Below are 21,712 nucleotides of genomic sequence, written 5' to 3' on the forward strand. Positions count from 1 at the left end.
GGTCACAACGCCACCCAGCGGCTGGCGTCGGCAGCGCTGCGCTCCACGGCGTCCAGCACCCGCTGCACGTGCAGCCCGTCGGCGAACGAGGGAGCCGGGTCGTCCCCCGCGCCGATCGCCCGCACCAGGTCCACCGCCTGGTGGGTGAAGGCGTGCTCGTAGCCGAGGCCGTGCCCGGCGGGCCACCAGTGCGCCACGTAGGCGTGCTGCGGCTCGGTGACCACGATCCGGCGGAAGCCCGCCGTCGCCGGGTCCTCGGTGGCGTCGTGGAAGTGCAGGACGTTCATGTCCTCGAAGTCGAAGGCCAAGGACCCGAGCGATCCGTTGACCTCCAGCCGGATGGCGTTCTTGCGCCCGGCGGCGACGCGGGTCGCCTCGAAGACGCCGAGCCCGCCGCCGGACAGCCGGGCGAGGAACACCGCCGCGTCGTCCACGGTCACCGGCCCCCGCCCCCGGCCGGACGCCGCCGAGCCACCGAGGCCGCCGCCGGTCCCGCCCGCACCGACCGCGGCCAGCGGACGCTCGTGCACGAAGGTCTCCAGCACCGCGGACACCCCGGTCAGCCGCTCCCCGGTGATGTGCTCGGCCAGGTCCACCGCGTGCGACCCGATGTCACCCAGCGCCCCCGAGCCCGCGCGCTGCCGGTCCAGCCGCCAGGACAGCGGCGTCTCCGGATCGGTGAGCCAGTCCTGCAGGTAGGCTACCCGCACGTGCCGCACCGTGCCGATCCGCCCCTCGGCGACCAGCGTGTGGGCGAGCTGCACGGCGGGCACCCGGCGGTAGGTGAAACCGACCATCGACCGCACCCCGCGCGCGGCGGCGGCCTGCGCGGCGGCGGTCATCGCCTCGGCCTCGGCCAGGCTGCTGGCCAGCGGCTTCTCGCACAGCACATGCTTGCCGGCCTCCAGCGCGGCCACCGCGATCTCGGCGTGGGTGTCGCCGGGGGTGCAGACGTCGACCAGGTCCACGTCCTCCCGGTCGACCACCTGCTGCCAGCCGACCACCGCGCTCTCCCAGCCCAGCCGCTCGGCGGCGGCCTTCGCCCGGGCCGGGTCCCGGCCGCCGAGCACCCGCATCCGGGGGTCCAGCGGCAGGTCGAAGAACCGGGGGGCGGTCCGCCACGCCTGGGAGTGCGCGGCTCCCATGAAGGCGTGGCCGACCATCCCCACCCCGAGGGTCTGCGCCGGCATCAGGACTCGAAGGCCGAGTCGAGGTACTGCTGGACGTTGTCGGCGGTCACCACCGGTGCGTACAGCTGGACGGTGCGCGGCACGCCGGAGGACGCCAGGTCGCTCATCGACCGGTCGCCGTGCGCGATCAGCCGGGCCAGCTTGATGCCGTCGGCCGCCTGGGTGGACGGGTAGATCACCGTGGCGCGGAGCACGGAGTCACCGCTCTGGATCTCCCGCATCACGTTCGCCGACCCGGCACCGCCGACCATGAAGAACTCGTCGCGCCCGGCGTTCTCGATCGCCGCCAGCACGCCGACGCCCTGGTCGTCGTCGTGGTTCCAGATCGCGTCGATCTGCGGGGCCGCCTGGAGCAGGTTGGTGGCCGCCTGCTCGCCGCCCTGCACGGTGAAGTCCGCCGCCACGCGGTTGCTGACCTGCAGGCCGCAGCCGTCCAGCGCGTCGGCGAAGCCCTGCGAGCGGTCCTGGGTGAGCGGCAGCGAGTCGATCCCGGCGATCTCCGCGATCACCGCGTCCGGCTGGTCCCCGAGCTCCTCGCAGATGTACGTGCCGGCGCTGACCCCCATGCCGTAGTTGTCGCCGAGCACCGTGGCGCGAGACGCGAACGGGCTGGAGAACTCGCGGTCGACGTTGATCACCGGGATCCCCGCGTCCATCGCCTTGGTCGCCACGTCGGTCAGCGCGGCGCCGTCGAAGGGCAGCAGCACGATCGCGTCCACGCCGTCGTTGATGAACTGCTCGACCTGGCTGATCTGCAGGTTGACGTCGTTCGTGCCCTCGGCGACCCGCAGCTCGACGTCCTCGTAGCGGTCGGCCTCCTTCTGCGCGGCCGAGGTGATCGCGCCCATCCAGCCGTGGTCGGCCGCCGGGGCGGAGAACCCGATGACCACGGTGTCGCCGGGCTCGTCGTTGTCCGAGACGGCCTGCGGGGCACTGGTCCCCGCGTCGTCGTCCTCCTCCGGGGTGTTCGAGGTGCAGCCGGTGACCACCAGCGCCGAGGCGAGGGCCAGGGCGGCGAGCGGCAGGGCGCGTCGTGCGGTGCGGTGCGACATGAGATCTCCTTCGATCAGGTGCGCGTGCGGGACGAGAAGCGCTGCTGGAGCAGCACGGCGGCGATGATGATCGCGCCGCGGCAGATCGCCTGGACCGAGGAGTCCAGGTTGTTCTGGATGAAGAGGTTGGTGAGCGTCGCGAAGATCAGCACGCCCAGCACGGTGCCGACGATCGTGCCGCGACCCCCGGCGAGCAGGGTGCCGCCGACCACCACGGCGGCGATGGCGTCGAGCTCGTACAGCTGGCCGTTGGTGGACGACCCCGCGCCGGTGCGGGCCAGCATCATCACCGCGGCGATCCCGGCGGCCAGCCCGGACAGCGCGTACAGGGCGACCAGGTGGCGGCGCACCGCGATCCCGGCCAGGCGCGCGGCCTCGGGGTTGCCGCCGATCGCCACCGTGCGCCGCCCGAACGTGGTGCGGTTGAGCAGGAACCAGCCGGCGACGGCCACCAGCACGAAGATCCACACGATCTTCGGCATCCCGAGCAGGTCGCCCTTGAAGGTCTCGTCGAAGGACCGCACGTCGACCAGCTGCGTGCGCCGGCCCGCGATCAGCTCGGCCAGCCCGCGCGCCGCCACCAGCATCGCGAGGGTGGCGATGAACGCGACCACCCGGCCGTAGGCGATCAGCACCCCGTTGACCAGCCCGGCGACGGTGCCGACCAGCAGCGCGCAGCCGACCATCACCCACGGCCCGTACTGCTCCGCCATCTGCTGCGTGGCCAGCGTGCTCGCCCACACCGAGGCGAGGCCGAGCACCGATCCCACCGACAGGTCGATCCCGCCGGCGGTGATCACGAAGGTCATGCCGATGCTCAGCACGCCGATGATCGCGGCCTGGCTGACGATCACCGTGAGGTTGTCCAGGCTGGCGAACCGGCTGCCGGCGGTCAGGTAGCCGACCACGCCGAGCAGCACCAGGGCGACGACGAGGCCGAGCGTCCGGGCCACCGATCCGGACAGCACGCCGCCGGGACGCGGCTGGTCCTTCACCGCCTGCTCGACACGGGCCGACTCGTCGACCGCCGGGCTGGGCTGATCGCTCACGCGCGGGCTCCTTCCATCACCAGGTCGAGCACGGCGTGCTCGTCGATCGACGCGGCGGGGGCCTCGTGCACCACCCGTCCCTCGGACACCACCAGCACCCGGTCGGCCAGGCCGAGCACCTCCGGGATCTCGCTGGAGACCACCACCACGGCGGCTCCGGAGTCGGCCAGCCGGCGCACCAGCGCGTAGATCTCCGCACGGGCGCCGACGTCCACGCCGCGGGTCGGCTCGTCCAGCAGCAGCACCCGGCAGCCGTGCACCAGCCAGCGGGCGAGCATCGCCTTCTGCTGGTTGCCGCCGGACAGCGTGCGGATCGGCCGCTCGACCCCGGTCGGCCGCAGGTCGAGGGCCTCGGCCTGCTCGCGGGCGGCGGCGCGCTCGGCCCGCTCGTCCAGCCACCCGGCGCGGGCGAACCGGCCGAAGGTCGCCAGCGTGACGTTCCGGTACACCGGCTCGTCCAGCAGCAGCCCCTGGCTCTTGCGCTCCTCCGGCGCCAGCCCGACCCCGGCGGACACCGCCGCGCCCACCGCCCCGGCGCGCAGCCGTCGACCCGCCACCGTGACCGTGCCGGCGGTGGCCCGGCGCGCACCGTAGACCGTCTCCAGGATCTCCGAGCGCCCCGATCCGACCAGCCCGGCGAGCCCGACGATCTCCCCCGCCCGCACCCGGAAGGTGACGTCCGCGAAGGTGCCGCGCAGGGCGAGGCCCTGGACGTCCAGCACCACCGGCGCGTCGGGGGCAAGAGCGGTGTCCGGCGGGAAGACGTACTCCACCGAGCGGCCGGTCATCAGCCGGATCAGCTCGCGGGTCGGGGTGCCGGCCACCGGCAGGTCGCGGGCGACGGTGCGGCCGTCCTTGAGCACGGTGATCCGGTCGCCGATCGCGCGGATCTCCTCGAGGCGGTGCGAGATGTAGACCACGGCCACCCCGCTCGCGGTGAGCTCGCGCACCACCCGGAACAGGTTGCCGACCTCCTCCGCGTCCAGCACCGCCGAGGGCTCGTCCATCACGATCACCCGCGCGTCGTGGGACAGCGCGCGGGCCATCGCCACCACCTGCCGCGCCGCCGCCGACAGCCGGCCGACCTCACGGGACGGGGAGATCTCCGGGTGACCGAGCCGTGCCAGCAGCTCGCGGGTGCGCCGGTGCGCCGCGCGGCGCCGGGAAAAGCCCGCGCTGGCCAGCTCGTGCCCGAGGAAGACGTTCTCGGCGACGGTCAGCCCCTCGACCACGTCGAGCTCCTGGTACATCGTCGCCACGCCGAGCCGCAGCGCCGCCACCGGGTGCGGGATCGTCACCGGCTGCCCGTCCACCAGCACCTCGCCGGCGGTGGGCTGGTGCGCACCGGCCAGCACCTTGATCAGCGTCGACTTGCCCGCGCCGTTCTGCCCGAGCAGGCAGTGCACCTCGCCGGGCAGGACGTCCAGGTCCACCCCGTCGAGGGCACGCGCCCCCGGGAACTCCTTGACGATGCCGCGCATCTCCAGCAGCGGCTGCGTGCGGTCCTCGTTGACCATGTGTCGGAACGTACCCGCACTTCTGTCGGCTGGCAATCATAAGTCGGTGGTCGATCGACGAAGTTACCGAACCGAGACCGACACAAGTGGCCTGACTTCGTGGTTCACTGAGGCCCATGCAGGATCTCATCAGGCTCGCCCCCCGGCAGACCGGTGCCGGCGCGATGTTCCAGCTGCTCCGCGACGGCCGCCCGCGCACCCGCGCCGACCTCGCCGCCCTCACCGGTCAGGCCCGGTCCACCATCGCGCAGCGCGTCGACGCCCTGATGGCCGCCGGCCTGATCACCCCCGCCGGCGAGGCCACCTCCACCGGCGGCCGACCCCCCGCGACCTTCGCCTTCCACCCCGCCGCCCGCGTCGTGCTCGCCGCCGAGCTCGGCGCCACCCACGCCCGCCTGGCCGTCACCGACCTCGCCTCCACGATCCTCGCCGAGACCAGCGCCGACCTGCCGATCTCCGACGGCCCCGACGTCGTCCTCGACTGGGTCGTCACCCACGGCCGCGCGCTGATCGCCGAGACCGGCCGCAGCACCGAGGACCTGGTCGGCGTCGGCGTCGGCCTGCCCGGGCCCGTCGAGCACTCCACCGGCCGGCCGATCAACCCGCCGATCATGCCCGCCTGGGACGACGTCGACGTGCCCGGCATCCTCGCCGCCCGCCTCGGCGCCGAGGTGCTGGTCGACAACGACGTCAACGTGATGGCCCTCGGCGAGCACCGCACCGCCTTCCCCGACGTCGACGACCTGCTCTTCGTCAAGATCGCCACCGGCATCGGCTCCGGGATCATCGCTGACGGCCGGCTGCGCCGCGGGGCCCAGGGCGCCGCCGGGGACATCGGTCACATCGCCGTCCCCGGCGCCGCCGACGTCCCCTGCCGCTGCGGCAACGTCGGCTGCCTCGAGGCCGTCGCCGGCGGGCGCGCCGTCGCCGAGGCCCTCACCGCCCAGGGAGTGCCCGCCGCCGGAGGCACCGACGTCGTCGCCCTGGTCCGCGCCGGCGACCTCGCCGCCAGCCGCGCCGTCCGCCAGGCCGGACGCGAGATCGGCACCGTGCTCGCCGCCTGCGTCAGCCTGCTCAACCCCTCGATCGTCGTGATCGGCGGCGTGCTCGCCGAGGCCGGGGAGCACCTGCTCGCCGGCATCCGCGAGGTCGTCTACCAGCGCTCCCTGCCCCTGGCCACGCAGCACCTGCGGATCGTCACCTCCCAGGCGCGCGCGCAGGTCGGGCTGATCGGGGCGAGCGCCATGGCGGTGGACCACGTGCTCGCGCCGGACGCGGTGGAGCGGCTGATCGCGTAGGGCGTGGGGGCAGGCGTCTCGCGCATCGAGACGAATGCGCCGAAACGGCTAGGGCTATCCCTCAACATTGGCGCAGGCCTTGCCATGCGACACATTCGGCCAGAATGCTCGACGACACCGCCACCTGGAAAAGCCGGGCGGACGTCGAGAATGTGGACGTGGTTCCACGCACGAGGCGAGCTGTCCTCGCCACGACGATCGCGGCAGCGATGTGCTGGACAGGGATCCCCGCCGTCGCCGGCACCGATCCCGACGAGAACCCCGGGGTGGACACCGCGACCTCGGTCGACGGCCTCGATGCCCTGGCAGCGCTCGGTGGCGATGTCGCTGCCGAGCAGATCGCCGATCTGATCGGCGACACCGTCGTGCCGGACGGTTCGATCGCCGTCACCGAGCAGATACTCACCGCACTGCCCACGACCGGCGACACCTCGGTCGAGACGGTCTCGCTCGTCAGCGGTGAGACCGTCTCGTTCGACGTCGAGGGTCTCGACGTCGTCGAGCAGTCCGGAGGCGCCGTCACCGGCGAACTCGACCTCGACCGGTCCGTGATGGTGCACGCCACCGACAACGGCGTGCAGATCGTCGCGGTCATCGAGGATGCGGCGCCGACCGCCGACCTCGCGATCTCCACGGAGGTTCCCGCGGGGGCGACCTGGCACGCGCAGGAGGATGGTGGGCTCCGACTCGTCGGGACAGACGGACTGCCGATCATGGTCGTCGATGCCCCGTGGGCGCTCGACGCCGACGGCAAGGAGCTGCCGACCTCGTTCTCCGTCGAGGGAGGCGCCATCACGCAGCACGTCGACACCACCGGGGCGACCTTCCCCGTCGTGGCCGATCCCTCCGCATGGTGGTGGGTCAGCACCACGGCGCAGTGCGTGGCCGGGGTAGCCACCATCATCTCGCCGCTCGCGGCCTCCAAGGTCGCGACCGCGCTCGCCAAGGCGGTCACGGTCATCAACAGGTCGGCGACCGCCAAGAAAGCACTCTCCGCACTGGGTGGGATCAAGGCTGCATTGGGTAAGGTCGCGCAGTACGTCAAGGACAAGTCAGCACTCACCGCCGCGCAGCGAAAGTCCGTCGAGAATCTCATCAAGTTCGGCGGATCGACCGCGCTCGAGGTTCTCGGGATCGGCGGGTGCTGGTCTCTCGTGAACGAGCTGAGGAAATGATCACACTCTCCGCCGCTGTCGCGATGCTCGCCTCGGCCGCCGCGATGCTCGCCCTCGGGCGCCTCCGCGGCGGCCGAGGCGGAGTCGCCATCGCGTCGACCGGGTTCCTCGTCGGCATCGTGGGAGCATTCGTCCTGGACAGCGCACTGGCCCCGTTCGGGCGGGACCTGACCTTGCTGTCGTTCCTGGTGATCGCCGGTCCCCTGATGTGCGTCGTGACGCTCGCGGTGCACCTCGGCGCGCGCCTCCGCGGTCGACGCGGTGGGGACGACGGCTGACATCTGTTTCCAGGTACCCAGGAGCAGCCGGCCCGAAAACCGTTGCCGCTGGCGTGTCGGATCGAGCAGCCTCCAGGCGTGCACCCCGACGACCGCCCCCGGATCGACACCGACCTCGTCCGCCGACTGATCGCCGCGCAGCACCCCCGCTGGGCGCACCTCGACGTCCGACCCATGGAGCAGGACGGCTGGGACAACCGCTCCTTCCGGCTCGGCCCCGACCTCACCGTCCGGCTGCCCAGCGCCGCCGGGTACGTCCCGCAGGTCGCCAAGGAGATCGCCTGGCTGCCGCACCTCGCCGCCGCCCTGCCGCTGTCCGTGCCGGAGATCGTCGCCGTCGGCGAGCCCGGCGACGGGTACCCCTACCCGTGGACCGTGCGTCGCTGGATCGAGGGATCCACCCTGCTCGCGGCAGATCCGGTCGATCCGGGGCTGCTCGCCGACGACCTCGGGGCGTTCCTGCGCGCGCTGCGCGCTGTGCCGACCGCCGGCGGACCCGGACCGGGCGAGCACAGCAGCGGACGCGGGGCACCGCTGGACCAGTGGGACGCGCAGGTGCGGTCCACCGTGGCGGCGCTCGGGGATCGGATCGACGCGGAGCGGGCGCTGGCGCTCTGGTCGGACGCGCTGGACGCGGGGTCGGGGATCGTGCCCCGCTGCTGGTTCCACGGCGACGTCGCCCCCGGCAACCTGCTGCTCACCGACGGACGGATCTCGGCGATCATCGACCTCGGACTGGCCGGCGTCGGCGACCCGGCCTGCGACCTCGCGATGGCGTGGACCGTGCTCGGCGCCGAGACGCGAGCCCGGTTCCGCGCGGCGGTGGACGTCGACGAGGCGACCTGGCGGCGCGGGCGCGGGTGGGCGCTGTGGAAGTCGCTGATCAGCCTGGACGACGCGGTGCACGGGCCGGGCGCCGTGCGGGCTCTGCTCTCGACCGGGGTGCTGCGGGGCCCGGGTGCTGCGCCGGCCGGGTGACGCCCGCGGCGTTCCGCACCGTGCCAGGCCCGGCGCTCGCTACCGTCCAGCCAGGTCCGCCCCTCCCGGCGACCGGAGGAGGGTGGGATGCGCCGCACGTTGATCGGCGGATCGCTGCTGGTGCTGCTGCTCGCCGCCTGCGGGTCGCCCGAGGGGCAGCACGGCGTGTTCGAGTCGATCGACGGCGTCGGCACCTCGGCGCGGAGCGGCCACCCGATGACCGACCGGACCGTCCTGGTGCTCCCGACTGCGGCCGCCGACCTCCTGGGCCCCGGCACAGGACCCGACGGGTCGCCGCCCGAGGTCGGCTACGCCGAGGTCACCGCCGACGAGATCGAGGGCGCGGGCGGTCAGGTCGTCGTCACCGACGACCGCGGGCGCTTCACCCTCGACGTGCCGCCCGGCACCTACTACGGCTGCTGCGCCGAGGGCGATCCCGGCCGTGACCCGCTGGGGATCTACCAGTGCGCGGAGGTCGACCTCGGCGAGGACGCCGAGATCCACGTCGCCTGGGGCGAAGGGTTCGGGTTCTGGGTCGAGGAGTGAGCGCCTCGGGCCACTGGTCGTGCCCACAGTTGTGACCGGCGACGTGCGGCGATCCGGCAATGCGACGCACTTTGTCTCGCTTGGCACAATGAACGACAAAACGGGCACAGGGAAAACACTGGTCCGCGCGCGCGAATGCCTTGATCGATCCTCTGCGGCTGTGCCAGGATCAATTAACACCGCAGGAACACACCCGAACCGAAACGCACGGAGAGGTGCATCTCGATGAATTACTTCATGCAGAAGGCTGTCGCGACCGAAGTCGGTGCCCGGAGTGCCGTCGAATCGCTCCAGGCCAGGATCGACGGCGCGCTCGTCCGCTACGACGCCTGGTTCGTCGTCCTGCTCGCCGTGCTCCTCGTCCTGGCGATGGTCGTCGCGACGGCGCTCGCCATCTGGTGCACGGTCTACAAGAACAAGAGCTTCACCGGCAGCTGGAACTGGAAGTGGACCGGCGTCTCCGTCAACGTCCAGTGCGTCTAGCCGCGTGATCGGGTCCCGTCGTCACCGATGACGGGACCCGATCCGGAAGGAGCTGATCGGGATGTCCGTCCTCGAGGTCGAACACCTCACCTACTCGTACGACCGCACGACGAACGTCCTGCTCGACGTCTCGCTGACGGTGGAGCCCGGAACCATCGTCGGTCTGATCGGACCCAACGGGTCCGGGAAGTCGACCCTGATCAACACCGTCTTCGACCTGCTTCGGCTCCAGCACGGCCGCATCCGGATCGACGGGATCGCCCACGACCACCGCGACGCACGGTCACGGGCCATCCACCTCGCGTCCGACGGCTACCTCCCCGACTTCCTGACGGCACGCGAGTACCTCTCGATGATCGCGCAGCTCTACGACGTCGATCTCGACCACACGGTCGCCGGGGCGCTGCTCCGAGACTTCGCCATGGAGGGTCGCTACGACGACCTGATCGAGGACTTCTCGCACGGCATGCGGAAGAAGACGCAGCTGATCTCCGCGCTCCTCGTCCGGCGACCCCTGACAGTCATCGACGAGACGCTCAACGGCATCGACGTGGAGGCACTCGACCGCGCGGCCGCCGAGCTCATGACGTTGCGATCCGACGGCCACGCCGTGCTGCTCTGCACGCACGACTTCACGGTGCTCGAACGGGTCGCCGACAGGATCGTCCTGCTCGACTTCGGCGTGACCGTGCTCGACGAGCCGGCGGAGGCTCTGCTCGAGCAGGGCGGAGGGCTCGCCGAGTTCGTCATGGGGTACCTGAAGTCCGGGTCCCGGTAGCGATGCGGATCGCTCGTGCGCTCGTCGTGGCGCGGATGCTGCTCATCTTCTTCGTCAGGCGGGCGCTGTCGGCCGGCGCCCTCCGGCTCCGCTCCGTCCGCATCGGGATCACCCTCGCCGCGACCGTCTACGTGGCGGGGACCACGGCAGCGGCCTACCAGTTTCTCGACGGCCTCACCGAGGACCCAGCGGTCTGGAGCCTGCTGTTCGACGCGACGACGGTCTCGACGATCGTCTGGGTGCTGATCGCGCTGCTCATCGTCAAGGTGCTGTTCGTCCACGCCGACGGGATGCTCGAGCTGACCTTCCAGCTCCCCGTCACGAACCGCGAGCGTGCGCTGGCGCTGCTGGTCTACGAGGTCGCGATGACCGGGGTGATCGCTGCGGGCGGGTTGTTCGCCCTCTGCGCCTGCTCGATCGCGCTCCTGGGCGTGGCCTCCGTCGAACCGGTGCTCACCTCGCTCGTCCTCCCGGCGGTGCTCACCTACCTCGTCGTGTCGGTCCTCTACCAGCTGCTGACCCGGCTCTGGGTCGTCCTGCGGCTGGATCGCATCGCCGGCGTGCTGAACATCGTCGCCCTGTTCGGGCTCGTCATCCTGGGCACCGGTCGCAGCCAGGCGCTGGTCGGCGAGATCACCGGCGCCTACCTGCAAGGGCGGGAGGCCCACCTCTGGGTGACCACCGTCAGCCGGCTCCAGCGATCGATCGGCACCGTCCCCACGATGCTCGCAGTCCTGCTCGCGGTGGCGGCTCTGTCCGCCCTCGTCGTGGCGCTGTCCCCCCGACGCCACGTCCACCAGGGCCGCTACGTACGGCTCTGGACCGGCCGGAGGTTGCGTCACCTCCTCAACCCCTACGACCTGAGCCTCCTGCGCAGCTCCCAGACCGTCACCGCGGTCGTCCTCGCGCTGCTCGTGCACGTCTGGCTGGCGGCACGCGGGACCAACCCCGTCTGGGCGATCACGGTCGTGCCCTTCAGCGGCCTCTACCAGTTCAGCAGCACGACGCCACTGCGCGTCATCTACGGCAGTCGGCACTCGCCGCTGCACACCTTCGGCCTGATGATCCGGGCCCAGGCGGTGCTCGTCGTCCCGTTGACCGCAATCTTCGCCGCGGTCGCGGCCTGCCTCGACACCGCGTGGGCCGGTGCCACCTGCACTGCGCTCGGGGTGACCGTGGTCACCTCCGTCGTGATGGTCGGCATCGGCGTGATCTTCCCCACCGAGAAAGACAACCCCCTGGCGGTGCTCGTCGGGGTCACCTCGGTCGCGATGGTCTCCGCGCTCGGCGCGATGGCGATCGGGATGCTCAACCTGCCCGCGGCTGCCGTCGTGACGATCGCGTGCTTAGCCGTGCTGATGTTCGCCACCTATTCCGTTCTGGGAATATCGGCAGACAATTCAAGGAGACGTCATGAAACGAGTTCTTCCGATCGTCAACATCGTCGTCGGATCGGCGATCCTGACGCTCATGATCTGCGTGGGATCGCTGCTGATCATGATGTTCACGGGAGACAACTCCGGTGACGTTCACCGCACCGGGTTGTTTGGTGCGCTCGAGTTCCGGTCGGTCGAGAGCTCGGACGGAGCGGTGGATCTGACGCTCGGCGTCACCAACGCGGTCCCGGTGCTCGTCGTGTTCCTGGCGACCGCACTGTGGCTGACGCTCGTCCGCGGGACCTACCGCTTCCTCGCGAGGCGTCGCGCGGCGCTCATCGCGCAGAAGGCCGCCGCCGGCCTGGACGTGAGCTAGCGGACCGTGCGCCCACGGCAGGGCGTCCGCGCGGCGCTGCTGACCACCACCGGCGCGGTGGTGAGACTCGCCTGGCCCGCCTACACGGTCCTGATCCCGCTCACGCTCGGCAGCCTGCTCTGGTGGATCTGGTCGGGCGACCACGCCTTCATCGCCTTGACCGCGAGGTGGTGGACCGTCACGCTCGGCGGCCTGGTCGGATCATTCCTCGTGCACGAGCTCGCCCACGCGCTGGTCCTCCTGCGGATCCCCGGGGTGACGCGCGTGCGTCTGGAGACCTCCGCGCTGCGCGTCTCGCAGATCCCCGAGGGCTCGCTCACCCGGGCGGAGAGTGTCCTCGTCGCCCTCGCCGGCCCGATCGCTGCGGGGACCGTGGGAGCGGTCCTCCTGACGATCGGCAGCGCGACGGGATGGTGGTACCTGATGCACCTCCTCTTCCTGCTGCCGCCGTTCGGTGACGGCATGGCGCTCCTCGGCGCCGCACGATCGATCATCGCGCGAAGACAGGGGGCACCGCACTGAGGGCACCCGTCGTCAGCCGAGGGCGCAGCAGCTCACCAGCCGCTCGCGCAGCACCGCCGACCGCACCGCGAACCCGCGCTGCCGCCGCACGTACTCCGCCTTGCCCTCCGGCGTCTCGATCGCCACCGGCTCCAGCCCGAACCGCGACACGTCGTAGGGCGAGGCCTGCATGTCGGTCCGGCGGATCTCCGCGGCGAGGGCGAAGCAGTCCAGCAGCAGGTCCCCCGGCACCAGCGGCCCGAGCTTGAGCGCCCACTTGTACAGGTCCAATCAGTGTCGGTTCCTGCATCTGACCCTAGTGTCGCACCCGGGTCGTACCGTCCCCGCTATGAGAGACGAGACCGACGACAAGCGCCCGTGCCGCGCCTGCGGGAAGCCCATCACCATCGACCCACGGATCATGACCGAGGGCACGCTGAGCGGCCAGCCGGAGACCATCGGCATCCGCGTCTGCCTGAACCCGAAGTGCCCGAGCAAGGTGGGCGGCGGAGAGGTCCCGCTGAACTTCCGCGTCTGAATCGGCCACGCGGGCGCTGCACTCGACCTAGCCTCAGGGCATGACTATCGAGGGCTACACCTGGAAGGCAGACGCGCACGCACTGCTGCTCCGCGACGACATCCTGTCCCCGTTGCCAGAACTGTTCCCGCCGGACGAGGATCCCATCAGGGTGCAGACGTTGGCCTCACGGGACAAGGAACCGGAGTACAAGTTCATCCCTCGTGAGGAGTTCGTCCGCTTGTACCTGGAGCGTGTGCCGGTGCCAATCGTGGCGGTCAAGCCCTCTACGCCCCTGGATGGCGTCCTTCGGAACATGGAGTTCCGCGAGGAACTAGGTGAAGCCCTGCTGCGCGACATAGGCGAGAACGCCGACCCGAACGACCCAAACCGGTTCGTCGACTTGAAGGTCACTGGTGACGAACTCGACCTCGTGAAGCCTCCTAGCCCCACCACCGCCGACGACGCTCCAGCGCCTCGACCCGCTGACCCAGCGCAGTGAGCGTGTCGCCCTGTTCCTTCTGAGCGGCCTCGATCCGGTCCAGGCTGTCCTTGATGTGGTTCCCGCCGTTGTTCGTCGTGAGCGTCTTCTTCACGTCGTTGACGGCGGAGGCGGAGCGCCGGGCCTGGACCCACGCGCCCACCTGGGGCACGAAGAGCACGCCGACGATGAACACCACGAGCACGAGGGCCTGCCACGGGTTGACGATCGCGCTGAGGTCGATCTGGTCGGGGGTCACGCGGGCTCCTCGGTGGGCTCGGGGTCGGGCTCGGTGGGTGCGGGGTCGATCCGCTCGTGGAACTCGACATGGGTGTCACGACCGGGGTCGGGCACGAGGACGCCGCATCTGAGGCAGGACCGGGACCCGGGCTCGAAGTAGGGCATCAGGAGGCCGCGAGGAAGGTGCCTGCGATGGCGGTGGGCACGGTGCCCGGCTGCACGGTCACGTTGCCGCTCACGGTGAAGGTCGGCCACAGACCGGTGGTCGCCCACCCGATGGTCTGACGAGCGGGGCGGAAGCCGACCGGCAGCGTGAACGCGGTCTCGCCGTTCACGACGGTGCCGGACTTGGTGACCGCTCCGGCGACGTAGACCGTGCGCCCGACCTTGCGGACGACGACGCCGTTCCAGCCTCCCCCGACGTAGCCAGACCACCCGGTGTTGAAGGTCGTGATCTGGACCCAGTCGGTATCGGTCTCCAGCGTCGTGAGCCGACCGGCCTGGGCCTGCACGTCGGCGTCGATCTGCTCGGCGAGCCGCTGGCTGATCAGAGCGAGGTCGTTCGCGTCGCCGGACGTGGCGTACGTGTAGCCGCGCTGGCTGGTGGATGCGGGCATGGGATCACTCTCCAGTGCTGATCGTGACGTTCTCGGGCTGACGGGTGGTGACGTGCCCCCGCCCGCTAGGGATGTCGAAGTCGATGCGCCTGACCAGGTGCCGCTCCTGCGGTCCGGTCGGCAGGCCGACGGTGATGGTCTGGCCAGGGCGGACCCACCAGGGCGCGTGCTCGAATTCGATGCTGAGCGAGCGGCCACGGGACACGGTCCGGCGCACGATCGACGCGGCTGCTGCCTTGGCCTGCGCAGCACTGCCCTGACGCTCGATCGTGACCGTCTTGACCTTCCGGCCCACGGCGGGCACGGACAGCGGGCCGTCGGTGACCTCTGCCCACCCGAACGCCGTGCGACTCTCGCCGTCGTACCACTGGTAGACCACGACGACGGTGTTCGCCCACTCCTCACGGGAGAGGTCGGCCTGCGACCTGGTGATGGTTCCCAGCGCCCCGACGTTGAGCATGGCTGCCGCCGAGCCCGCATTCACCGGCTGGGGCACGACATGGAACGTGCCGAGCCCGTCGTGGTAGGCCCAGGCTCCGATGCGGTCGGCGATGTCGGAGATGGTGGGCCAGAACTCGTCCTCGCGGTCTACGAGGAGGGTGTCGGCTCCGGTGACGAACTGCCCGCTGGCCGACACCTTCACGGTGGCACCGGGGACGGCCCAGCCGATGAGTGCGGCGATGGCCGCTCCCCCGTCAGACGCGGCGGTGAACGACATGCTCGTGGCGATCGGCTTGGTGTCCTGCACGGCGTGCTCGCCGGAGACGGCCACGATGGTCATCGTGTTGTCCGGGCGGTTCACGACGCGCGACAGCAGCCGCAGATCGGCCAGCACATGGCTCTCGCTGGTCCCCGGGACGCGGTAGCCGGTGGTGAGCACCAGGCGGCGGACCAGCCGAGGATCGAGGGCGTCGAGGGTCGCCTGGGTGTCGGGGACGCGGCAGGTCAGGGTGGCCACGATGTGCGGAGCCGCGTCCTCGTCGTAGGTGACGGTCCCGTCGATCACGTCGAGGGTGATCGGGTCGATGCCGGAGCCCGTCACCAGGACGTTGGTGAGCATGGTCAGTGCCCCGCCGAGTCGCGAGGACCAGGCGGGGTCGAAGGGTGCGGTCAGCGTGCTCACTGCGGACCGATCAGCAGATCGAGGACCGTCGGGAACTCCGCCCGGGATGCTGCCAGCGTGGGGTTGCGGGCGGTGCTCGCGGCGATGGTCCAGCCGATCGAGCCCCGCAGCGGCGTCGTCGGGGCAGCCACCTCCGTGTACTCGACTTCGAGAATCCAGCGCCGGGGGTCGGTCGTCTCCGGCTGGAGGTCCAGGGAGGTGCTGGTGCCCACGATGTACATGTCCTGCCCGAGGTAGTCGGGCTGCCTGAGCAACACGGTCTCCCCGGCGTTGAACACGCGCTCCAGCGCCGTCCCCGCCTGGTAGTCAGGAGCCCAGATCTTGAGGGTGCCCCGGCGCAGCGTCTGACTACCGAGCGTCACCAGCGGGTCGGGGCGGTTGATGACCTGCGCGACGGTCGTCGTGGTCTCCCGGCCCAGGGTCAGCCCGGGTGCCAGGTCGTACCACTCGCCCTGAGAGGGCAGCGAGGCCGGGGCGATGCGCGCGCGGGTCACCGCGCCGTCCAGGGTGGCGGTGGCCGTCGCGGTCTCGGTGGTCCCAGTGATCGAGTTGAAGACCTCGACCGAGTACACCAGCGGCCCGAGCATCGACGGCTCGAAGTCGGTCGCGACGAACTCACCGGCGGACAGGTCCGAGCCCTCGTAGATCCGCACCGGCCGGGTGCCGTTGGCGTCGGCGCGGGTGAAGGTGCGCAGGGTGTAGGCGTCGTCGGCGTCGGGGACCGAGTCCAGGCGCAGGTACCCCAGCCGCAGCGAGGCGGTGTCCCCGGCAGCGAGGGACTGCGCGAACTTGAAGGTGATGGACAGGCTCGCGGCCGGGCTCGTGGCGACGAACTCAGCGGAGAGCCAGGTCGAGGGACCCGACTCCGGTGCGACGCTGGTGCCCGAGATCGACAGCCGCCATGGACCGGACCACCCGATGCCGGTCCCGTCACCCTTGTCGGCGATGTAGCCCCCGGCGGCAGCAGCCACAGTCACCCGGTACCGCACACCGACGGTCAGGCCGGTGAGCACCTTCATCAGGCCCAGGTGTGTCGGGACGACCACCGGGCCCGACGTCGGGGCGAACCGCGCGGCGATGTTGCCGACGGGCTCGAACACCCGCGTTGCCGACAGCCCGGCCGGTGCGGTCGCGGTCAGGGTCACGCTGGTGTCGTCGGCCATGAAGTCCGACTGCGTCAGCGTGGTCCCCGTGACCACCGGCACCACGCGCAGCCAGATGAACCCGAACTGGATCGGCTGGTTCGCGGCCAGGTTCGTGAACTCCATGACGTGGCTCGTGGCCGTTGCGGTGAAGTCCAAGACGTAGGGGGTGTCCGGCATCGCCCCGGAGTTCTGACCGACCGGCCACGCGCCGTCGTCCTCGAAGTCCGGCATCCCGTGCCGCAGGACGGTGGTCGCGCCACCCATGCTGACCTCGATCGGCCCGTCGTACGCGCCCGACGGATCCAGACCGATGTAGACCAGGTACCGCTGCCCGACGGTCAGGCCACTGATCGTGCGACGCACCCCGTGGGAGCGGGCCGGGTAGGTGCCCGGGGTCGTCATCGTGTAGGCCTGGAACTGGAGGGAGCCGAAGGCACCGACGCCGTTGGCCGTGATCCGCCAGTTCCACGGGCCGAAGGTCGTCCACCGGCTCGCCGTCGCGAGGATCGCCGCAGCGTCCAGACCGGTCAGGGTCTCCGACACCACCGTCGGGTAGGCGGGCACCGACGCCGAGGCGTGCAGGCGCACGGCAGCCTCACCGGGCAGCGGGGTCGCGGTCAGGGTCACGGGCATGTCAGGGCCTCCGGAATCCGGCGATGGCATCGAGCGCGACCTGGACGGTCGGGCGAACCCCGCGCAGTGCGGCATCCACAGCGGTCTGTGCCTGCGAGCGATCGACGTTGACGGTGGCGGTCACGTACGGGCTGGTCGATCGCGTCCAGGAATTCAGCGTGTCCTGAGCCGCGTTCGTGAACAGTTGGACGTCGGTGCGCTTGCCGCTCGGCAACTCCGACAGCGCCTGGTCCCACAACTCGGTCTTGGCCCGGGCGTTGTCGGTGGACTCCATCACGCCCTCCAAGCCATTCACGATGTCCTGGAGACGGGACTTCCTGGCCCGGTCCTCCTGCGCCAGCGGAGCACCGTCGTACGCCGTGGTGATCTCGTCCTGCTTGGCCTTGGTCTTCTCCAGGACTTCGTTGATCGCGTCCTGGTCACCGGCCCACGCCCGCAGCATCGTGGACGTCGAGACACCCGCCCGCTCGGCGCTGTCCTCCACGTTCTCCAGCGACGTCGCAGCCCCGTCGGCACCCGTGATGATGTCGTTCATCGCGTCCTTCAGGTACTGCTCCGACAGGTACTTGTTGCCGCTCTCCGTCATGTCCTCGTACATGTCGGAGATCCGCTGCTGGGTGGCCTCGCTGTTCTCCCGCCAGGCGTTGTAGAACAGGCCGGCGGAGGCAGCCAGACCGCCGAGCGCGAGGCCGACCGGACCGGTCAACGTGCCCGCCAGACCGCCGAGCGTGCCCTGCACCAGGTCGACGGCAGAGTCCATGTCGCCGCTGAACGAACTGGCGACCTCGGAGAAGTTCTGCCGGGCCTCGTCCTTGAACTCCCCGGTGGCGTCCTCTGCCTCGCGGGAGCCACGGCGGACGTTGTCGCCCAGGTCGTCCCCGGCCTTCTTCGACTGCCGGTCTGCCTCGCGGGCAGCGTCGCGGAAGGCATCTTCGAGCGCGTCCAGCGCCTTCTCGGCGGTCCTCGTGCCGCTCTTGACCTCGTCGCCCAGGGAGTTCCCGGCCTTCTCGGTCGCGCGGTCGGCGGACTTCGCGAGGTCCTCGAAGACGTCCACTGCGTTCTCGATCGCGTCAGCCGCCTGCTGGCCGCCACGCTTGAGCGGGTTGACGTCCCAGTCCATCTTCCACAGGAAGCCGCCTGCCACGTCACGCCCCCTTCTCGAACGCCTCGAAGATGAGCCGGATGCTGGTCTGGCTCCAGAGCGCGTAGACGCGCGGACCGATGTCGTTCACCGCCGGGTAGAGCACGCGCCCGCCCTTGACCTCGTTCGGCACCTGCCGACGGGTCCGGCGGGTGATCGAATACTTCGCGCCCTTCGGCGACGTGCCCTGGTACTCCCTGCGCAAGTTGCGGGCCGGGCTGCCGAACTCCCACGCGGCCCACGCCCTCGCACGCCCGGGGGTGAAGCCGCCGGAGAGCGGCCGGGTGGAGGACGCGGCGACCAGAGCAGGCCTGGCACCGACATTGACCCGGGCGCCCTTGGCGAGCACGAGGCCATCCATCTTGGTGCGCACGTTGCTCTGCACCGCCCCCTGCCAGGCCGGGTTCACCACCTCGCGCACGGACCGGTTCAGGGCCTTGCGGGTGGTGGCGTCGATCGAGCGCAGCGCGACCACAGCAGCCCGCGCCTCCCTCGGCCCCTCCACCCGCGACGCCACGTCAGGAGCCCGAGGCCGGGACGAGCGTCGGCTTGCCCTCCATGCCGAGCGTGACCGAGGCGGTCGAGACGGCGTTCACGGCGCCACCCACCGCGCCCGAGGTCACGATCACCACGCCCTCGAACGAGGGCCCCGAACCGTGGGTCGGGGTGAACTTCACCGGGATGTGCTCGCCCTCGTGGTCCCAGAAGTAGCGCGAGAGCGACTTGGCGGAAGCCCAATCCTGGGCGTAGTCGACACCGCAGGTCCAGGTCGGGACGGTGGCGTCGGTGATGGTGTTCTGCTTGCCGCCCGCCCAGGTCACCGTGCCACCCGATGGGGTGAAGGTGACGCTGGAGGCGTGCGCGGCGAAGTCGTCCGGCGTGCCCGTACCGAACAGGAGGTCGAACTCCTTGAGCACCAGGGCCTTCGGAGAGGCGAGGACGGTCATGGTCAGTTCTCCTTCTGAGTCTGGACGGTGAGCGTGAGCGAGTAGGCGTTGAATCGGTCCTGGATCACGCCCCGGACGGCCTCACCGACGGACAGCGCGGGCAGGTCCCCGACAACGTCCAGCAGCGGCAACAGCGCGTCCTCCAGGGCGTCCTCCGCCTTGGCCGGGTCCTCCGCACCGACAGCGAGGCTGATGACCACCTCGACCTCCAGCAGCCCCCAGGCAGCGGTGCTGGGCCTCACGCTCTTCTGCTCGACCATCACGGTCGGGGCCTTGCCGACCCCGTCCAGGTCGCGGCCGTAGGCGTAGATCCGCCAAGTGTCCGGCAGACGGTCGGTCAGGAAGTCGGCGATCTCACTCCGGAGGCTCATCGCGGACCCCTGATCCAAGGCGGTCGCAGCAGACCCTTCACCGTGCGGTCGAGCGGGTAGACGGTGATCCTCATCCCGTCGGGACCGATCTGGTCGTCGGCGCCCGCGATGAGCGATCGGTAGATTGCCCGGGCCTGCATGACGAGCGCGACCTTGTACCGGGCGGGCACCTCGGCGTCCTCGGCCAGCGTCGGCGCGTAGGCCGAGCACTGGTCCTGGGCAGCCTCCAGCACGATGGTGAGCGTCTCGGTGGACAGGGCGGCGGCGTCCGTCCACAGACCGTCCAGCAGGTCACTGTCGGGCTCGATCCACAGCACGGACGCCACCTCCCTCCGTCTCGTCGGGCGCTCGGTCAGGCGGTCGGGGTGACCAGGGCGACGGACTTGGCGTCGTTGGACACCCCCGCCCAGTAGCCGAAGACGCCGGTCTCGACGCCGCCCGTGGCGATGGACACGGTGTCCACGCGGATGGGGCTGCCGGGCAACTCGTAGAGCGTCGCGGCCTCCTTGGCCCCCACGACGACCTTGTTCGTCAGCGCGGCGTTGGCGGTCGGGACGATCTGGAAGCCCGTCAGCGACCCCTCCTCCAGACCGAGCGCGGCGTTGAGGTAGGCCAAGGTGTCGTCCGCGCGGGTGAGCAGCATGTCGCGGTAGAGCGCGGAACCGACGATGGCGAAGGTCGGCAGGCCGCGCTCGGCGTTGATGACGCTCAGGGCGCCGTCCACGATGAGCGCGGCGGCCCGGGAGACACCCGACGGCGTCGTGGCCAGCGAGGAGTTGACGGCGGTGAAGTTGCCCGCCGTGGTGAGCAGCGAGATGACCTTGCCGTCGATCTTGCGCTCGTAGTCGTTGGTCGCCTCGCGGTAGAAGCCGCTCCAGAACCCGTCAACCTTGAAGTCGACGAAGGCCCGGTCGACGGCCGCCGCACCGGCGATCCGCGAGGCGTCAAGGGTGACCGCCTCGGTCTTGACCTCGGTGGAGGTCGGCTGCGCCGGGAAGCCCGCGTAGTCGCCCACCGTCGGGGTCTTGCCCTCGGTGAACTTCCACCCGACGGCGTGCAGGCCCGTGAGGTCGCCGTGGCTGATGAGGTTGGCGAACCGCCGCTGGTAGGTCCGCGAGGCGTACACCTCGCCCAGCCACTGCTTGACCTGGGCCGACTCGGCGTCACCCTGGATCACCTGGTCCAGGGCCGCCAGGAGGCGCCCGGAGTTGATCGAGCCGTGGGCCTCGGCCAGGCGCGCGAACAGCGTCCGGCCGTCGTTGCCCTTGGCCTTGGTCGGGTTGGTGCCGCGCATCCCGCCGGGGAGCGACGCGGTCAGCGTCTGGCGCTCGTCCTCCGGGGCGTCGGCGGTCGTGGTCTCGTCCACGGTGATCTCCTCGTCCGCCGCGCTCGCGGCATCGTCCTCGGGCTGGTCGCCCTCGGGGGTCTGGGGGTCCTGCTCGTCCTCGTCGTCGAGGTCGCCCGCGTCGGCGGCCATGAGGGTCGCGCTCGGGAAGGCACCGGCCAGTACAGCGGCGGCGGCGTACAGGCGTCCGGCCATGGCCTTGCCCGCGCGGATCACGACGCCGGAGACCTCGGCCGACAGGGAGTTGCGCTCGCCGCGCTCGACCTCGTCCAAGTAGGCGTCGCCCTCGGCCGTGCGGGCCACGGAGAACGCGGCGACGATCCCGGCGTCGGTGTCGGTCAGCGTCAGCGCACGGCCCACCGGCTGCTCGGAGTCGTGCTGGAGGTTGAGCGTCACGACCGACGGGTCGGCCGGGATCTCGAACGCACCGCGCGGGACGGCGAACTTGCCGAGGTTCGTCCGTCCGACCTCGCCGTAGGGCAGGAGCAGCCCGGAGACGACGCGGTCCGCGCGCGACGCGGTGAGCGTCCCGGCGACGATGGTGGCGTTGGTCAT

General features: G+C 70.9%; 26 protein-coding genes and 1 pseudogene. 12 read left to right on the forward strand and 15 right to left on the reverse strand.

Annotated elements, in window-relative coordinates:
- Positions 1-2 precede the first annotated feature (2 nt).
- The 4 genes from ACZ5HG_RS10210 to ACZ5HG_RS10225 are packed head-to-tail and all read right to left on the reverse strand — an operon-like array spanning position 3 to position 4,808.
- Complete coding sequence (locus tag ACZ5HG_RS10210) at positions 3-1,190, reverse strand: Gfo/Idh/MocA family protein (RefSeq protein WP_464175797.1); 1,188 nt, start codon at positions 1,188-1,190, stop codon at positions 3-5.
- Positions 1,190-2,242, reverse strand: coding sequence for a substrate-binding domain-containing protein (locus tag ACZ5HG_RS10215; RefSeq protein ID WP_464175799.1), 1,053 nt, complete (start codon positions 2,240-2,242; stop codon positions 1,190-1,192). Before ACZ5HG_RS10215 ends, ACZ5HG_RS10210 begins: the two co-directional genes overlap by 1 nt.
- 14 nt (positions 2,243-2,256) lie before the next feature.
- Positions 2,257-3,291, reverse strand: coding sequence for an ABC transporter permease (locus ACZ5HG_RS10220; RefSeq protein ID WP_464175801.1), 1,035 nt, complete (start codon positions 3,289-3,291; stop codon positions 2,257-2,259).
- Positions 3,288-4,808 (reverse strand): sugar ABC transporter ATP-binding protein, encoded by a 1,521-nt coding sequence (locus tag ACZ5HG_RS10225; RefSeq protein WP_464175803.1) that lies wholly within the window; start codon positions 4,806-4,808, stop codon positions 3,288-3,290. The genes ACZ5HG_RS10220 and ACZ5HG_RS10225 overlap by 4 nt, the downstream gene beginning before the upstream one ends.
- A gap of 116 nt (positions 4,809-4,924) precedes the next feature.
- Between ACZ5HG_RS10225 and ACZ5HG_RS10230 the strand changes: the two genes are divergently transcribed.
- The 10 genes from ACZ5HG_RS10230 (at position 4,925) to ACZ5HG_RS10275 (ending at position 12,618) form a co-directional block, all read left to right on the forward strand.
- Entirely contained in the window at positions 4,925-6,106 is a 1,182-nt protein-coding gene (locus ACZ5HG_RS10230) for an ROK family protein (RefSeq protein ID WP_464175805.1), read from the forward strand.
- A 104-nt stretch (positions 6,107-6,210) separates the two neighbouring features.
- Complete coding sequence (locus ACZ5HG_RS10235; protein WP_464175807.1) at positions 6,211-7,281, forward strand: hypothetical protein; 1,071 nt, start codon at positions 6,211-6,213, stop codon at positions 7,279-7,281.
- Entirely contained in the window at positions 7,278-7,559 is a 282-nt protein-coding gene (locus ACZ5HG_RS10240) for a hypothetical protein (RefSeq protein WP_464175810.1), read from the forward strand. Before ACZ5HG_RS10235 ends, ACZ5HG_RS10240 begins: the two co-directional genes overlap by 4 nt.
- Positions 7,560-7,637: 78 nt before the next feature.
- On the forward strand, positions 7,638-8,537 hold the full coding sequence (locus tag ACZ5HG_RS10245) for an aminoglycoside phosphotransferase family protein (protein WP_464175812.1): 900 nt from the start codon (positions 7,638-7,640) through the stop codon (positions 8,535-8,537).
- 87 nt (positions 8,538-8,624) lie between these two features.
- Entirely contained in the window at positions 8,625-9,083 is a 459-nt protein-coding gene (locus ACZ5HG_RS10250; protein ID WP_464175814.1) for a carboxypeptidase-like regulatory domain-containing protein, read from the forward strand.
- A 225-nt stretch (positions 9,084-9,308) separates the two neighbouring features.
- Entirely contained in the window at positions 9,309-9,566 is a 258-nt protein-coding gene (locus tag ACZ5HG_RS10255; protein ID WP_464175816.1) for a hypothetical protein, read from the forward strand.
- 61 nt (positions 9,567-9,627) lie between these two features.
- A complete protein-coding gene (locus ACZ5HG_RS10260; RefSeq protein WP_464175818.1) occupies positions 9,628-10,344 on the forward strand; it encodes an ATP-binding cassette domain-containing protein in 717 nt (238 codons plus the stop codon).
- A gap of 2 nt (positions 10,345-10,346) precedes the next feature.
- Positions 10,347-11,870 (forward strand): hypothetical protein, encoded by a 1,524-nt coding sequence (locus ACZ5HG_RS10265; RefSeq protein WP_464175820.1) that lies wholly within the window; start codon positions 10,347-10,349, stop codon positions 11,868-11,870.
- Positions 11,824-12,096 carry a hypothetical protein gene (locus tag ACZ5HG_RS10270; protein WP_464175822.1) on the forward strand — a complete coding sequence of 91 codons (273 nt, stop codon included), beginning with the start codon at positions 11,824-11,826 and terminating at the stop codon, positions 12,094-12,096. The genes ACZ5HG_RS10265 and ACZ5HG_RS10270 overlap by 47 nt, the downstream gene beginning before the upstream one ends.
- Before the next feature lie 6 nt (positions 12,097-12,102).
- Positions 12,103-12,618, forward strand: coding sequence for a hypothetical protein (locus ACZ5HG_RS10275; protein WP_464175824.1), 516 nt, complete (start codon positions 12,103-12,105; stop codon positions 12,616-12,618).
- A gap of 12 nt (positions 12,619-12,630) precedes the next feature.
- Here the strand turns inward: ACZ5HG_RS10275 and ACZ5HG_RS10280 are convergent.
- Positions 12,631-12,888 (reverse strand): annotated as a pseudogene (locus ACZ5HG_RS10280) (3-methyladenine DNA glycosylase); the annotation flags it as partial.
- Between the two features lie 58 nt (positions 12,889-12,946).
- Between ACZ5HG_RS10280 and ACZ5HG_RS10285 the strand changes: the two are divergent.
- Positions 12,947-13,135 (forward strand): hypothetical protein, encoded by a 189-nt coding sequence (locus ACZ5HG_RS10285; RefSeq protein WP_464175827.1) that lies wholly within the window; start codon positions 12,947-12,949, stop codon positions 13,133-13,135.
- 40 nt (positions 13,136-13,175) lie between these two features.
- On the forward strand, positions 13,176-13,616 hold the full coding sequence (locus ACZ5HG_RS10290) for a hypothetical protein (RefSeq protein ID WP_464175829.1): 441 nt from the start codon (positions 13,176-13,178) through the stop codon (positions 13,614-13,616).
- Here ACZ5HG_RS10290 and ACZ5HG_RS10295 read toward each other — a convergent pair.
- From ACZ5HG_RS10295 to ACZ5HG_RS10340, 10 genes are all read right to left on the reverse strand, one after another.
- Positions 13,558-13,854, reverse strand: coding sequence for a hypothetical protein (locus tag ACZ5HG_RS10295; protein WP_464175831.1), 297 nt, complete (start codon positions 13,852-13,854; stop codon positions 13,558-13,560). The genes ACZ5HG_RS10290 and ACZ5HG_RS10295 overlap by 59 nt on opposite strands.
- Before the next feature lie 145 nt (positions 13,855-13,999).
- Positions 14,000-14,452, reverse strand: coding sequence for a hypothetical protein (locus ACZ5HG_RS10300; RefSeq protein ID WP_464175833.1), 453 nt, complete (start codon positions 14,450-14,452; stop codon positions 14,000-14,002).
- 4 nt (positions 14,453-14,456) lie between these two features.
- A complete protein-coding gene (locus ACZ5HG_RS10305; RefSeq protein WP_464175835.1) occupies positions 14,457-15,575 on the reverse strand; it encodes a hypothetical protein in 1,119 nt (372 codons plus the stop codon).
- Positions 15,572-17,353, reverse strand: a complete 1,782-nt coding sequence (locus ACZ5HG_RS10310; protein WP_464175837.1) for a hypothetical protein — start codon at positions 17,351-17,353, stop codon at positions 15,572-15,574. The genes ACZ5HG_RS10305 and ACZ5HG_RS10310 overlap by 4 nt, the downstream gene beginning before the upstream one ends.
- Position 17,354: 1 nt before the next feature.
- A complete protein-coding gene (locus ACZ5HG_RS10315; protein WP_464175839.1) occupies positions 17,355-18,497 on the reverse strand; it encodes a hypothetical protein in 1,143 nt (380 codons plus the stop codon).
- 1 nt (position 18,498) lies between these two features.
- Positions 18,499-18,999: a hypothetical protein gene (locus ACZ5HG_RS10320; RefSeq protein ID WP_464175841.1), complete on the reverse strand. Its 501-nt coding sequence runs from the start codon at positions 18,997-18,999 to the stop codon at positions 18,499-18,501.
- 13 nt (positions 19,000-19,012) lie between these two features.
- Positions 19,013-19,441 (reverse strand): hypothetical protein, encoded by a 429-nt coding sequence (locus ACZ5HG_RS10325; RefSeq protein ID WP_464175843.1) that lies wholly within the window; start codon positions 19,439-19,441, stop codon positions 19,013-19,015.
- A gap of 2 nt (positions 19,442-19,443) precedes the next feature.
- Entirely contained in the window at positions 19,444-19,812 is a 369-nt protein-coding gene (locus ACZ5HG_RS10330) for a hypothetical protein (protein WP_464175845.1), read from the reverse strand.
- Entirely contained in the window at positions 19,809-20,138 is a 330-nt protein-coding gene (locus ACZ5HG_RS10335) for a hypothetical protein (protein ID WP_464175847.1), read from the reverse strand. The genes ACZ5HG_RS10330 and ACZ5HG_RS10335 overlap by 4 nt, the downstream gene beginning before the upstream one ends.
- Positions 20,139-20,164: 26 nt before the next feature.
- On the reverse strand, positions 20,165-21,712 hold the full coding sequence (locus ACZ5HG_RS10340; protein ID WP_464175849.1) for an HK97 family phage prohead protease: 1,548 nt from the start codon (positions 21,710-21,712) through the stop codon (positions 20,165-20,167).

Source organism: Cellulomonas sp. GTC20042, from assembly GCF_055389595.1.

What these genes read in the sequence shown, in the direction of transcription:
- ACZ5HG_RS10210 (WP_464175797.1), bottom strand. Translation starts at nt 1,190, where the DNA reads ATGCCGGCGCAGACCCTCGGGGTGGGGATGGTCGGCCACGCCTTCATG.
- ACZ5HG_RS10215 (WP_464175799.1), bottom strand. Translation starts at nt 2,242, where the DNA reads ATGTCGCACCGCACCGCACGACGCGCCCTGCCGCTCGCCGCCCTGGCC.
- ACZ5HG_RS10225 (WP_464175803.1), bottom strand. Translation starts at nt 4,808, where the DNA reads ATGGTCAACGAGGACCGCACGCAGCCGCTGCTGGAGATGCGCGGCATC.
- ACZ5HG_RS10230 (WP_464175805.1), top strand. Translation starts at nt 4,925, where the DNA reads ATGCAGGATCTCATCAGGCTCGCCCCCCGGCAGACCGGTGCCGGCGCG.
- ACZ5HG_RS10235 (WP_464175807.1), top strand. Translation starts at nt 6,211, where the DNA reads ATGCTCGACGACACCGCCACCTGGAAAAGCCGGGCGGACGTCGAGAAT.
- ACZ5HG_RS10240 (WP_464175810.1), top strand. Translation starts at nt 7,278, where the DNA reads ATGATCACACTCTCCGCCGCTGTCGCGATGCTCGCCTCGGCCGCCGCG.
- ACZ5HG_RS10250 (WP_464175814.1), top strand. Translation starts at nt 8,625, where the DNA reads ATGCGCCGCACGTTGATCGGCGGATCGCTGCTGGTGCTGCTGCTCGCC.
- ACZ5HG_RS10255 (WP_464175816.1), top strand. Translation starts at nt 9,309, where the DNA reads ATGAATTACTTCATGCAGAAGGCTGTCGCGACCGAAGTCGGTGCCCGG.
- ACZ5HG_RS10260 (WP_464175818.1), top strand. Translation starts at nt 9,628, where the DNA reads ATGTCCGTCCTCGAGGTCGAACACCTCACCTACTCGTACGACCGCACG.
- ACZ5HG_RS10265 (WP_464175820.1), top strand. Translation starts at nt 10,347, where the DNA reads ATGCGGATCGCTCGTGCGCTCGTCGTGGCGCGGATGCTGCTCATCTTC.
- ACZ5HG_RS10285 (WP_464175827.1), top strand. Translation starts at nt 12,947, where the DNA reads ATGAGAGACGAGACCGACGACAAGCGCCCGTGCCGCGCCTGCGGGAAG.
- ACZ5HG_RS10290 (WP_464175829.1), top strand. Translation starts at nt 13,176, where the DNA reads ATGACTATCGAGGGCTACACCTGGAAGGCAGACGCGCACGCACTGCTG.
- ACZ5HG_RS10300 (WP_464175833.1), bottom strand. Translation starts at nt 14,452, where the DNA reads ATGCCCGCATCCACCAGCCAGCGCGGCTACACGTACGCCACGTCCGGC.
- ACZ5HG_RS10310 (WP_464175837.1), bottom strand. Translation starts at nt 17,353, where the DNA reads ATGCCCGTGACCCTGACCGCGACCCCGCTGCCCGGTGAGGCTGCCGTG.
- ACZ5HG_RS10325 (WP_464175843.1), bottom strand. Translation starts at nt 19,441, where the DNA reads ATGACCGTCCTCGCCTCTCCGAAGGCCCTGGTGCTCAAGGAGTTCGAC.
- ACZ5HG_RS10330 (WP_464175845.1), bottom strand. Translation starts at nt 19,812, where the DNA reads ATGAGCCTCCGGAGTGAGATCGCCGACTTCCTGACCGACCGTCTGCCG.
- ACZ5HG_RS10340 (WP_464175849.1), bottom strand. Translation starts at nt 21,712, where the DNA reads ATGACCAACGCCACCATCGTCGCCGGGACGCTCACCGCGTCGCGCGCG.